Annotated in this window: 13 protein-coding genes and 1 pseudogene; 8 read left to right on the plus strand and 6 right to left on the minus strand. The window is 69.9% G+C overall.

Annotated features, from left to right (window positions below):
- Window positions 1-43: 43 nt before the first annotated feature.
- Entirely contained in the window at window positions 44-595 is a 552-nt protein-coding gene (locus DJ74_RS07655; RefSeq protein WP_094523487.1) for a hypothetical protein, read from the plus strand.
- A gap of 107 nt (window positions 596-702) precedes the next feature.
- The gene (locus DJ74_RS07660) at window positions 703-1,392 is read left to right on the plus strand and encodes a hypothetical protein (RefSeq protein ID WP_249269076.1); all 690 of its coding nucleotides are present in this window, start codon (window positions 703-705) and stop codon (window positions 1,390-1,392) included.
- 8 nt (window positions 1,393-1,400) lie between these two features.
- Here the strand turns inward: DJ74_RS07660 and DJ74_RS07665 are convergent, their stop codons facing one another.
- A complete protein-coding gene (locus DJ74_RS07665) occupies window positions 1,401-1,769 on the minus strand; it encodes a cupin domain-containing protein (protein ID WP_094523491.1) in 369 nt (122 codons plus the stop codon).
- A 45-nt stretch (window positions 1,770-1,814) separates the two neighbouring features.
- A complete protein-coding gene (locus DJ74_RS07670) occupies window positions 1,815-2,726 on the minus strand; it encodes a 1,4-dihydroxy-2-naphthoyl-CoA synthase (protein WP_094526864.1) in 912 nt (303 codons plus the stop codon).
- A gap of 226 nt (window positions 2,727-2,952) precedes the next feature.
- Here DJ74_RS07670 and DJ74_RS07675 point away from each other — a divergent pair, with 226 nt between their 5' ends.
- The 3 genes from DJ74_RS07675 to DJ74_RS07685 are packed head-to-tail and all read left to right on the plus strand — an operon-like array spanning window position 2,953 to window position 5,575.
- A complete protein-coding gene (locus tag DJ74_RS07675) occupies window positions 2,953-3,975 on the plus strand; it encodes an ABC transporter substrate-binding protein (protein WP_094526865.1) in 1,023 nt (340 codons plus the stop codon).
- Entirely contained in the window at window positions 3,975-4,778 is an 804-nt protein-coding gene (locus DJ74_RS07680) for an ABC transporter permease (RefSeq protein WP_094523497.1), read from the plus strand. The genes DJ74_RS07675 and DJ74_RS07680 overlap by 1 nt, the downstream gene beginning before the upstream one ends.
- Window positions 4,766-5,575: an ABC transporter ATP-binding protein gene (locus DJ74_RS07685; RefSeq protein WP_094523499.1), complete on the plus strand. Its 810-nt coding sequence runs from the start codon at window positions 4,766-4,768 to the stop codon at window positions 5,573-5,575. Before DJ74_RS07680 ends, DJ74_RS07685 begins: the two co-directional genes overlap by 13 nt.
- Window positions 5,576-5,649: 74 nt before the next feature.
- Here the strand turns inward: DJ74_RS07685 and DJ74_RS07690 are convergent, their stop codons facing one another.
- Entirely contained in the window at window positions 5,650-5,838 is a 189-nt protein-coding gene (locus tag DJ74_RS07690) for a hypothetical protein (RefSeq protein ID WP_094523501.1), read from the minus strand.
- A 177-nt stretch (window positions 5,839-6,015) separates the two neighbouring features.
- Here DJ74_RS07690 and DJ74_RS07695 point away from each other — a divergent pair, with 177 nt between their 5' ends.
- Window positions 6,016-6,867, plus strand: a complete 852-nt coding sequence (locus DJ74_RS07695) for a universal stress protein (RefSeq protein ID WP_094526870.1) — start codon at window positions 6,016-6,018, stop codon at window positions 6,865-6,867.
- A gap of 192 nt (window positions 6,868-7,059) precedes the next feature.
- Here the strand turns inward: DJ74_RS07695 and DJ74_RS07700 are convergent, their stop codons facing one another.
- Window positions 7,060-7,290: a hypothetical protein gene (locus DJ74_RS07700; protein ID WP_094523503.1), complete on the minus strand. Its 231-nt coding sequence runs from the start codon at window positions 7,288-7,290 to the stop codon at window positions 7,060-7,062.
- A gap of 186 nt (window positions 7,291-7,476) precedes the next feature.
- Between DJ74_RS07700 and DJ74_RS07705 the strand changes: the two genes are divergently transcribed.
- Both DJ74_RS07705 and DJ74_RS07710 read left to right on the plus strand, forming a co-directional pair.
- A complete protein-coding gene (locus DJ74_RS07705; RefSeq protein ID WP_094526866.1) occupies window positions 7,477-8,634 on the plus strand; it encodes a BMP family protein in 1,158 nt (385 codons plus the stop codon).
- Window positions 8,634-11,009: a methyl-accepting chemotaxis protein gene (locus tag DJ74_RS07710; RefSeq protein ID WP_094526867.1), complete on the plus strand. Its 2,376-nt coding sequence runs from the start codon at window positions 8,634-8,636 to the stop codon at window positions 11,007-11,009. Before DJ74_RS07705 ends, DJ74_RS07710 begins: the two co-directional genes overlap by 1 nt.
- Here DJ74_RS07710 and deoC read toward each other — a convergent pair.
- Together deoC and DJ74_RS07720 are read right to left on the minus strand one after the other, a co-directional pair.
- Complete coding sequence (gene deoC / locus DJ74_RS07715) at window positions 11,006-11,653, minus strand: deoxyribose-phosphate aldolase (protein WP_094526868.1); 648 nt, start codon at window positions 11,651-11,653, stop codon at window positions 11,006-11,008. The genes DJ74_RS07710 and deoC overlap by 4 nt on opposite strands.
- A gap of 89 nt (window positions 11,654-11,742) precedes the next feature.
- Window positions 11,743-12,058, minus strand: a pseudogene (locus tag DJ74_RS07720) (Hsp20/alpha crystallin family protein).
- Window positions 12,059-12,159: the final 101 nt, after the last annotated feature.

Genomic DNA, 12,159 nt, shown 5'->3' on the forward strand with positions numbered 1-12,159 from the left:
GACCGACACGCTCATGCGGCTCTCCCCGCTACGTTACGCCGACATGCGCGTACGAGACTGGGACGACATCCTCGCCGACGTCGCGAGCGACTCGACCGATCCGGACGGCTGGCGGGCCGTCGCCGGCTCCCGGCGCGAGGGGCTCGGCGAGGACCTCTACTTCGGCCACCCGACCGTCGGCGTCTACCACCTCAAGACGTACGCGAAGAACCCGCGCGACCTTCGCGGCGTCGGCGCGCGGGTGGCCCGCAAGGTCGACGACGAGCTCGACCCCCTCCTCCCGAACGAGGGGTCTGACGGCCGGTTCGCGGTCCGGTCGCCGCCGGAGGACGAGGAGGCGGCGAAGGACGTCGCGACGCGGCTGCGCGAGACGCTAAAGGTCCACGCCGAGGCGCCGACGGACCCCGACCACCTGTTCGAGGACGTGATGGAGGCGATCGACTCGCCGGCGTTCGGGCCGATGGACTACCGGTTCGACGGCCGACCGGACGAGCTCGATGAGCTCTCCGACACGTTCGACGAGGCCGAGGAGCTCCTCTCCTCGGAGCTGGAGGATCTGATCGACGAGGACGACGTCGACCGCGGCTTCCACTGAGTCCGGCGGGCCCGATCCCTCGTCCGGCGCGAAGCGGCCACAAACGTCTTTACCGAACGCCGGCCACTGTCGGTATGGCCTCCCCGCCTCGACGCTCCCTCCGAGCGATGGCACTGGTCGCGCTCGTCCTCGCGGCCGGCTGTACGGCCCTGCCCGTCACGGACGGACAGGCGTCGGGCCCGGAATCGACGGTGGAGAGCTTCTCGTACCCGTCCGGGTGGTCACAGGATGGGATCGCGGACCTCTCCGTCGCGCTGCGAACGCACGACGAGACGCTTCGCAACACCTCCCGCCGCAGTCGCATGGTCACCGCCGACGGTGACGCCAACCGAACGGTCGTGCGGACCTTCGACGCCGGGAACGACACCGTCTCGATACGGTGGTCGGACACGGAGTTCGGCCGCACCCTGCGCCACTACCTCAGCGCCGAGGGCGTGTTCGCGTACGACCCGGCGACGGAGGAGCTGACTCGGAACCCCGGCGAGAACTGGACCCCGGCCGAGGTGGCTTTTCACGACGGGGTCCGACGGCCGCTGACGGCGCTCGAACTCGACGCCACCGAGACGGTCACCGTCGAGGGGCGGACGGCCGTCAGGTACAACGTGACCGGTATCGAAGACCCCGGCGACGTTCCGGCGGACGACGCGAGCGGGCACGTCGTCGTCACCGAGGCGGGGTACATCGCGGCGTACGACGTCACGAGGGGGAACGACGATTTCTCCCTCCGGACCGCGTACGAGGTCACCGAGTTCGGGAACGCGACAGTGACTCGACCGGCGTGGCTGCCCGAGGAGTAGCGCCCGCGTCAGCCGTCGACGCGCTCCGGCTCCTCTCTGGTCAGTTCGCTCTCCACGTCGCCCGTGTTCCGCGTGCCGGCCGGCTCGAAAAGCAGTATGTGCGCCTCCGGCTCGGCGACCGGGCGGTGTTCGGTCCCGCGGGGGACGACGATCAGTTCGCCGGCCTCTAGGACCGCGTCGTCGTCGCCGCGGAACTCGATCCGGAGCCGCCCCTCCGTGACGAGGAACAGCTCGTCGGCGTCGGCGTGGCTGTGCCAGACGAACTCGCCCTCGGCCTTCGCCAGCTTCACCGCCTGTCCGTTCAGCTCGCCGGCGAGGTGCGGGTTCCACCGCTCGTCGATGGACTCGAACGCGTCCGCGAGGCTTACCTTCTCCATGCGGCTTCGTGGGCGCTTCACGGTTATAAACGACCGCGGCGGCACTCAGTAGTGCCAGGGGTGGTCGCGGAACTCGGGCTCGCGCTTCTCGAGGAAGGCGTCTCTGCCTTCCTGGGCCTCGTCGGTCATGTACGCCAGCCGCGTCGCCTCGCCCGCGAACACCTGCTGGCCGACCATCCCGTCGTCGGTCATGTTGAACGCGTACTTCAGCATGCGCATCGCGGTCGGCGACTTCTTCGTCATCTCGTCGGCCCACTCCAACGCCACCTCCTCTAGCTCCTCGTGCGGGATCGCCTCGTTGACCATCCCCATGTCCGCGGCCTCCTCGGCGGAGTAGGTCTTCCCGCGGAAGAACACCTCGCGGGCCTTCTTCTGGCCGATCTGCTTCGCGAGGTACGCGGAGCCGAACCCGCCGTCGAAGGAGGCCACGTCGGGGTCGGTCTGGAGGAACTTCGCGTGCTCGTCGCTGGCGAGCGTCAGGTCGCAGACGACGTGTAGCGAGTGCCCGCCGCCGACCGCCCAGCCGGGGACGACCGCGACGACCGGCTTCGGCATGAACCGGATCAGCCGCTGGACCTCCAGGATGTGGAGTCGCCCGGCGCGCGCCTCCTTGACGAGCGGGTCGTCCTCGTCGCCGGCCTCGTCGCCGTCGCGGTACTCGTAGCCGGAGCCGCCCCGCACGGACTGGTCGCCGCCGGAGCAGAACGCCCAGCCGCCGTCCTCCTCCGAGGGGCCGTTGCCGGTGAGGAGGACGCAGCCGACGTCCGCCTGCTTGCGCGCGTGGTCGAGCGCGGCGTACAGTTCGTCGACGGTGCCCGGTCGGAACGCGTTCCGGACCTCGGGGCGGTCGAACGCGATCCGGACGACCGGGACGTCGACGCCGCGGTGATAGGTGACGTCGTCGAACTCGTCGGTCACCCGCTCCCACGCGTCGGGGTCGAATATCTCCGAGACCATGCGCCGCAATTGACGGCCGACCGCATAAACGGCGGCGGATGCGCCGCGTGGCCGCGCCCCGCAGTAAATATTGCGTCGACCTGTGAGAGGTCTCTTTCGACTATGTGCGTGTCAGAACTCATCAAACGTCCATATTCTCCGTTTCGACCGACTCTCGACCGTCATCGGAATACGCCTTCGTTGCTGGTGACGCGGGGGTGTTGGCCGGGGAGCCCGTTTATACCGTATGCACGGAACACGCGCGCCGACCTCGCGTCGGTCCTTCCTCGCCGCCGCGGGCTCCTCCGCGACGCTCGGGCTCGCCGGCTGTCTCGGCGGTGGCGGCGGACTCGACGAGCTGACGGTCGCACACATGCCGATATACCCCGACCTCCAGTGGTACGTGATGGAGGGCGAGGGGTACTTCTCCGAGATCGACGCCGAGGTCACCGGGAAGGAGTTCACCGACGGCCCGGCGATCGTGCAGGCGTTCGGCGGCGGCGACATCGACGTCGCCATGTTCGGGATCGTGCCGGCGATGATCGTCATCGACCGCGACATCCCCGCGCAGGTGACGGCCGCGAACATCCGCGAGCCGATGGGGATCATGACCGCGGAGTCGTTCCACGAGCCCTTCGAGGCGGAGGGCGGCGACGCGTTCGCGACCTGGGCCGAGGAGAACGGCGGCCCCTTCCGCTTCGGCACCTTCCCGCAGGGGAGCGTCCCGGACGTGCTGCTCCGCTACTGGCTCCAAGAGAACGGCGTCGATCCCGAGTCGAACGAGCACGTCGAGATCATCGAGATCAACGGGGCCAGCGCGGTCTGGCAGGCGATCGCCAACGGCGAGATCGACGGTACCTCCATCATGGAGCCGGTGCCGACGATCGCGCAGGCGGAGGGGTCGTCCGTGACGATGCTCCGGACGGCCGCGCAGATCCTCCCCGGCCAGCCCGCGGCGGTCACGCTGATGAGCGACGCCGTCCGCGAGTCGCCGCTGGCCGCGCAGTTCGTCGAGCAGCACGTCCGCGCCACCGAGTTCATCGGTGAGAACCCGGACGCGACCGCCGGACACGTCGAGTCGGGGATCGGGATGCCGGCCGACCGCGCCCGGCGCGCGCTCGACTCGCCGCTGTCGAACTTCGTCACCGACCCCCGCGAGATCGCCGAGGCGACCCCGGTGTTCTCCGAGTTCGCCGCGAACAACGGGCAGATCGACGAACAGCTGTCGAACGAGACGATCTTCGACTTCGACGTCTACGACTCGCTCTGATGGCGACCGACACCGGCAGCCGGTTCGACGGGAACGAACTGCGCATCGGCCTCGGCCTCGACGACCCGCGCCGGCTTCTCCGCGGCGCGGCCGGCGTCGTCGGGTTCCTGGTCGTCTGGCACCTCGTCTCGCTCACCCAGCCGGCGTACGTGCTGCCGTCGCCGGCGGCGGTCGGGGACGCGTTCGCCGAGGAGCTCGCCTCCGGCACGATGACGACCGCGCTGTGGTCGAGTGTCCGACACTGGATCCCGGGGACGATAGTCGGCACCGGACTCGGCGTCGCCGCCGGCGTCGCGTTCTCGTGGAACGGGCTCCTCGACGACGTGACCGCCCCGCTCGTCAGGACGCTCCGGCCGGTCCCGCCGCTCGCGCTGATCGGCTTCGCGATCGCGTGGTTCGGGATCAACGACGCCGGCGCGGCCTTCATCATCGCGGTCGGCGCGTTCTGGATCAACTACTACGCGGCGTACGAGGCCGTCGAGGGGGTCTCGGAGGACCTGCTCGACGTGGGCCGCACGCTCGGGGTCCGCGGCGACCTCGACATGGTCCGGTCGATCGTCCTCCCGGCCTCGCTGCCGGGGATCCTCACCGGGATCCGGACCGGGCTCGGACGCTGCTGGATGCTCGTGGTGGCCTCCGAGATATTCGGCGTGCCGGGCGTCGGCCGCGAGATCCTGCGCGCGAGCAACAACCTGCTCGTCGACACCGTGATCGCGTACATCCTCGTGTTGAGCCTGATGTACCTCCTCGTCGACGTGGCGTTCCGCGCGGTCCAACGGAGGGTGTTAGTGTGGCGGGCGTGAACGAGGGGCCGACCACGGGCGACGACAGCACGGGCGCGATCGCCGGAGAGTCCGGCGTCGTCGTCGACGGCGTCGGCAAGACGTACGACGGCGACGGGAACCCGGTCCGGGCGCTCGACGACGTCTCCTTCGGGGTCGACGGCGGCGAGTTCGTCTGTCTCGTCGGCCCGTCCGGCTGCGGGAAGACGACGCTGTTCCGGATCATCGCCGGGCTCACCGGGGCCACCGACGGGCAGGTCCGCCTCGCCGGCGCCCCGGTCACCGGGCCGACGACGGACATGGGGGTCGTCTTCCAGGAGTACCACCTGTTCCCGTGGCTCACGGTCGAGGAGAACGTCGGCTACGGGCTCGAACGGAGCGACCGGTCCGAGGCGGAGCGCGCGAGTCGGGTCGACGAGATGCTCGAACTCGTCGGGCTCTCGGAGTTCCGGGAGTCGTACCCGAAGTCGCTCTCGGGCGGCATGAAACAGCGCGTCGCCATCGCGCGGGCGCTCGCCGTGGACCCGGAACTGCTCCTGATGGACGAGCCGTTCGGCGCGGTGGACGCGCAGACGCGGGAGATGCTCCAGCGGGAACTGCTCGACGTGTGGGCCTCGACCGGAAAGACGGTCCTGTTCGTCACTCACGACGTCGCCGAGGCGGTGACGCTCGCCGACCGGATCGTCGTGATGGCCGCCGAGCCGGGCCGCGTCGCCGAGGTCGTCGACGTCGGCGTCGATCGGCCCCGAGAGCGCGGCGACCCGGCCTTCGGGGAGCACGTGGCCCGCGTCCGGGAGCTGATCGGCGCGCGACCGTAGTCGGTCGCTCCTCGTCCCGGCGGCTCTTCTCTCCTCTCCCCTCCCACGTCGGCTACTCTTCCCTCCTTCGTCGGCTACTCTCCACCTTCGGGCGGCTCCGCTCCGTCGGACTCGTCGGCGGCGGCGGCCAGTTCGTCGATGCGGGTCCGGACCACCGACAGCGTCGCGTCGGCGTCGGCGTACCCCTGATCGTAGTCGTTCAGCGCGGACTCGGTCTCGTCGAGGAACCGCTCGACCGCGGCCTCGATCGACTCGTCGCTCATGGACACCGGTTCGCTCTCCGGGCCGTTATACTTCAGGACTCGGGGCGCACCGCACGCCGTTCGCGCCGGCTCGCCCGGATCGGAACCGACCGAGCGTTTTATAATGCGAGCAACAGTATTGTACAGTATGAGAAATATTGATAACCGTCGCGCGACGGTTCTGCCGGGGTGGGGACGATGACCGGGAAGTCGGCGGTGCTCGCGACGGACCTCTCGACGGCGAGCGAGTCGATGATCCAGTCGGAGACCGGGCTGAACTGCCTCGAACAGATCGGCGTCGACCGGATCCACCTCGTGACGGTCGTGCCCTCCAACGTCCACTCGGGGATGCCAGGGATGGGGTTCGAGAAGCGCCGGAAGGAGGCGCTTCGCCGCTACAGTTCGACGGTCGAAGACGCCGGGTTCGACGTCGAGACGCACGTCGTCCGCGGGACGCCGCACCGACGGATCAACGGGGTCGCGGGCTCCGTGAACGCCGACCTGATAATGGTCGGTTCGCGCGGGAAGAGCCCGCTCGAGAACCGCGTGATCGGGTCGACCGCGCGCAACCTCGCCCGAACGACGGTCGTGCCGCTCATCGTCGACCGCATCGAGCGCGGCGTCGAGGAGCCCGAGACGGTCCGCCGACACCTGTTCAAGCGAACGCTGTTCGCGACGGACTTCTCTGAGAACGCCGAGCGCGCGTTTCGGTCGTTCGAGTACCTCCGGCACGCGACGAAGGAGGTCACGCTGGTCCACGTCGAGTCGCCGAAAGACGACACGGGCGAGGGCGCCGACCCGCAGGACCGCCTCGACGACCTCGCCGACCGGCTGGACGAACTGGAGCTCGACGCCCGCACGGAGATCCGCCGCGGCGACCCCGCGGACGAGATCCTCGCCGCAGAGGCGGAGCACGACCCGAGCACGCTGATGATCGGCTCACGGGGTCGCAGCCGGCTGCGCCGACTGCTGCTCGGCAGCGTCTCCGAGGAAGTGGTCGCCCGGGCGACGGGCAACGTCTTCCTCGTGCCGCCGCCGCGGTCGGTGTGACCTCGCCGCGCGCCGCACGCCGCGGACGAGCCGTCGGCCGCGTCCGCGGCGGGTGCTGAATGCTGTTGTATAGTACGCGCACAACTACGTCTCAGGAGCGTGCCGTGCGACCGACCGCCCCGTGCCGGATCCGCACGGGCGTCGATACGATCCGCCTCGGTCGGCCTCTCGGCCGGAGCGTTCGGCGACCGCTCAGCGACGCCGCAGCGCGTAGGTCGCGTAGCCGACGGCGGCGAGCAGGCCCGTCGAAAGCAGGCTCCCGTACACGGCCGGCGAGACGTCGACGTAGCCGCCGAACGGGTTCGTCAGCGCGAATACTAGGACGGTGAGGGCGATAGCGATGAGGATCCCCACCGCGCCAAACGCCTTGAAGGCCGTGTCGAGGTCTAAACCACGCGATTCGGGTCCGGTCGAATGACTCATACCACCTGATACTGACTCGATAGGTAAATGGGTACGAGGGCGTTCCCACGCCCGGAGAATGCGTGGACGGGCCGGATTCGGGTCGCGGCGCGTCGGACGGACTCGCGATCCCTCGTCAATAGTTACTATCATCGTCGATAATTTACGCGCAGCTGTTTTCCCTCCGATCCGTCGACGCCAGATCAGATGACGCATACGCGATCGCTGACGACAGTCTCACGTCGCCGGGTCGTCGCCGGAGTCGGCGCCGCGGCGGCCGGCGGCCTCGCCGGGTGTCTGGGCGGCGACCCCGGCGACGGTTCGACTTCGGCCGGAGACGGAACGAACGCGGCGACGACGGCCGACGAATCGGCGATCGGCGACGCGAGCGACGCCAGCGCGACGGTCGGCATGATCTACGCGCTCGGCGGACTCGACGACCGATCGTTCAACGACGCCGCCAACAGGGGGATCCAACGCGCGCGCCTCGACCACGACGTGGCGTTCGCGAACGAGGAGCCGAGCGCGTTCCCGGAGCTTCGGAGCACGCAGGCGTCGCTGTCGGAGTCGAACGACCCCGATTACGACCTGATCTGTTGTGTCGGGTTCCTGCAGGCGGACGGCCTCTCGGCGGTCGCGAGCGAGCATCCGGACCAGCGGTACGCGATCGTCGACTCCGCCGTCGACCGCGACAACGTGGCGAGCTACGTGTTCCGCGAACACGAGGGGTCGTTTCAGGCGGGTCACCTCGCCGGGCTGGTGACGGGCCGCGACGTGTCGGTCGGGGCGGGATCCACCGTTCCCGACGAACGGACCGTCGGCTTCGTCGGCGGCGTCGAGTCGGACCTCGTGCGCAAGTTCGAGGCCGGCTACCGCGCCGGCGTCGACCACGCGGCCGCGGACGCGTCGACGCTCGCCACGTACGTCGGCGCATTCGACGACCCCGAGAGCGGGTACGCCGCCGCAGCGGAGATGTACGATCAGGGCGCCGACGTGGTGTATCACGCGGCCGGCGGGAGCGGCCTCGGCGTGTTTCAGGCCGCACAGGAGTACGGCCGGTACGCGATCGGCGTCGACTCCGACCAGTCGCGGAGCAACCCGCGGTACGCGGACGTGATCCTCGCGTCGATGGTGAAACGCGTCGGTACCGCCGTTTACGACGCCGCCGAACGGACCATCGACGGCGACCTCGGCACGGGTGAGACGGCCGCGCTCGGCCTCGCCGAGGACGGCGTCGCGCTCGTGTACGGCACGTCGCTCGGGCCGGTGATCCCGGACGACGTGCGCGCCGCGATCGCCGCGTCCGGCGACCGGATCGTCGCCGGCGACCTGTCGGTCCCCTCGGACCCGGAGGAGTTGAACTGATGGCTCCCGGAGTCGTCGACCGGCTGGCGCGGGCGGCGAGTCGGGTCCTTCCCGACGCGGTCCGGCGACGGTACGCCGCCAAGTTCGCGCTCGCGTTCCTCGTCGTGGCGGCGGTCGTCGTCGCGGGCGGCGCGTTCACTTACCTCCAGACCGGAGAGACCGTGGAGGCCGACGCGACGACCCAACTGGCAGAGACCGGCGGCCTACAGGCCGACGCGATCGGCTCGTGGACCGAGCGGATGAGCACGGAGACCCGATCGATGTCGGCGGCCGACGCGCTCCGGTCGGACCGGCGCGCGCCGGCGTACATCCTGTTGAAAGACGAGCTGCTCTCCGACGACATCGTCAGCATCCACCTCGTCGACTCGGGGGAAGACCGGGTCGTCGCAAGCACGGAACAGCCGTTGGAGGGCCGCGCCCCGAGCGACCTCGACGCGCCGTGGAGCGACGCCGACGTCCCGGAGGGCGTCGGGAGCGACGACCGCGTCTGGCGGTCGGCTCGCTCGTACCGGTCGCCCGTGCTCAACGACCGGCCGGTGATGGCGTTCGCCAGCTCCGTGCCGCGGGCCGACGGTCGGTACCTCGTCGTGGTGACTCGCATCCAGCCGCAGCTCGAACGGATCCAGAACACCGACACCGGCGAGGAGACGATGATCCTCAACGCCGCCGGGCAGACAGTCCTCGACATCGACGGCACGGTCGACGAGGGCGAACACGCCGACGCCGTCGAGACGGTCCGAGAGGGGAACGCAACGACCGCGACGCGGATCGGCGACGGTCAGGTCCACGCGTACGCGTCGGTCCCCGACACGGACTGGGTGGCGGTCACGAGCGTCGACCAGTCGACGGCCTTCGCCGTCCGGAACGACGTGGGGGACTCGGTGCTGCTGCTGCTCCTCCTCACGCTCGCGTCGCTGGGTATCGTCGGGGCCGTGCTCGGTAGCCGGACGGTCGTCCCCCTCGCGCGGCTGCGAGACCGCGCCGAGCGCATCGAGTCGGGCGACCTCGACGTCGACCTGACGACCGGCCGGATCGACGAGATCGGTCGCCTGTTCACGAGCTTCGGCGAGATGCGGGACGCGCTCCGCGAGCGGATCGCCGAGGCCGAGACCGCGGCAGACGAGGCGGAGACGGCGCGCGAGGAGGCCGAGGCCGTCACCCGGGACATGGAAACCCGCGCGGCCGACTACAGCGAGGTGATGGGAGCGGTCGCGGACGGCGATCTCACCCGGCGGATGGACCCCGACGCGGACCGCGACGCGATGCGGGAGATCGCCGAGGAGTTCAACGACATGGTGTCCCAGCTGGAACGGACCACCGCGCGGGTCGCCGCCTTCGCCGCCGAGGTCGACGACGCGAGCGCGGAGCTCGCGACCGGCGCCGACGAGGTCGAGACCGCGAGCGGGACCGTCAGCGAGCAGATCCAGGAGATCGCCGACGGGGCGGTCAGACAGGACGAGCGGCTCGACGCGGTGAGCGGCGAAATGAGCGACCTCTCCGCGAGCATCGAGGAGGTCGCGTCGTCGGCCGCGTCCGTCGCGGAGACCGCGGAGGCCGCCTCGGAACGCGGCGCGACCGGGCGCGAGGCCGCCGCGGAGGCGCTCGACGAGATGGACGCGATCGAGGAGCGCTCCGCGGCCGCGGTCGAGCAGATGGAGTCGCTCGACGACCGCATGGACGAGATCGACGAGGTCGTCGAGTTCATCACCGACGTGGCCGAGCAGACGAACATCCTCGCGTTGAACGCCTCCATCGAGGCCGCCCGCGCCGGCGAGGCCGGCGAGGGCTTCGCGGTCGTCGCCGACGAGGTCAAGGACCTCGCGGAGGAGACGCAGGAGGCGGCCGCCGAGATCGAGTCGCAGATCGACGCCGTCCGCGGGGAGGCGGACGAGACAGTCGACGACATCCGCGAGACGAACGCGCGGATCGACGAGGGGTCCGACACCGTTCGCGAGGCGTCGTCGTCCCTCGAGGCCGTCGTCGACGCGGTCGAGGAGACGAATCACGGTGTCCAGGAGATAAGCGAGGCCGCCGAGGACCAGGCCCGGTCGACCCAGCGCGCGGTCGAGGGGGTTGAGGACGTCGCCGAGGTGAGCGGGGAGGTCGCCACCGGCTCCGAGCAGGTGTCCGCCGCCGCCGAGCAGCAGACGGCGACCGTCACCACGATCGCCGAAAACGCCGACCGGCTCCGGGAGCAGGCCGAGGCGCTCTCGGAGTCCGTCTCGGCCTTCGAGGTCGACGTGGACCCGGACGATATCGAGAGCGAGACGGACGGCGAGAACGCCGGGCAGGGCGGGGTCGGCGGCGACGACCGAACCGGACACGGCCTCGCCGCCGACGGCGACGGACGAGACCGGTCGGCCGACGAACGCTAGTCCCCGCTCTCGGGGTGGCCTTCGACGATCGCAACGCCGGAGGAGGCGCCGATCCGCGCCGCGCCCGCGTCGAGCATCGCTTTCGCCTCCTCGTATGAGCCGACGCCGCCGGAGGCCTTCACCGGGAGGTACTCGCTCATCAGTTCCACGTCGGCGACGGTCGCGCCGCCGTCGGCGAAGCCCGTCGACGTCTTCACCATGTCGGCGTCGGCCTCGACGGCGGCCTCGCAGGCGCGGCGCTTCTCGTCGTCGGTCAGGAGCGCGGTCTCGATGATCACCTTCACCGGGACCGGCACCGCGGCGACCACGTCGGAGATCTCGGCGGCGACGACGTCGTCCTCGCCGGCCTTCAGGCGGCCGACGTTGATCACCAGGTCGATCTCGTCGGCGCCGTCGTTCCACGCGCCGACCGCCTCGTCCCGCTTCGCCTCCGGCGCGTGCTGACCGTGGGGGAACCCCGCGACGGTCGCGATCGTCGACGGGGCGTTCCCGTAGTCGGCCGCCTCTGCGACGTAGCAGGGGGGAATGCAGGCGTTCATCCCGTGGTCGGCCGCCTCGTCGAGGACTGCCTCGACGTCTCTCCAGATCGTCTCCGGTCCGAGCACGGTGTGGTCGATGCTGGCGGCGAACGCGTCGCGGTCCATGCCGTCACGGTCTGCGCGACCGGTAAAAGGCGTACCGACCCCGGACGGGAACCGATTCGCGAGCGGTCCCAGCGGGCGAGACGCCCGCGTCAGCTCTCGATCTCGATCTCCGTTCCGGTCATCGCGGCGTCGACGACGACGGGCAGCCGAACGCTGAGGATGCCGTTCTGATACGAGGCATCGATGGCCTCCTCGTCGACGGTCTTCGGGAAGCGGAACCGACGGTGGTAGGTCCGGCGCATGCCGCGCTGTTCGTCCTCGCGTTCGGCGGCGACGTTGAGGACGCCGTCGTCCCACGAGGCCGNNCTCCTCGTACAGTTCGTAGTCGTTACCACCGGTTTCGAACAGTCGGTTCGGGAAGTCGAACCCCTGCGTCCACGAACTGGTCGGCGTCGGCAGAGCCATTGCTCATCACCTCGAATGCAATTAGTTATAGGGTAGCGATTCTATATGAATGTTTTGAATCATGTGGATTGTTTGCAATACTATAGCGGTGGTGTGGAGGG

This window comes from Halorubrum sp. Ea8 (genome assembly GCF_002252925.1).
GTDB lineage: Archaea > Halobacteriota > Halobacteria > Halobacteriales > Haloferacaceae > Halorubrum.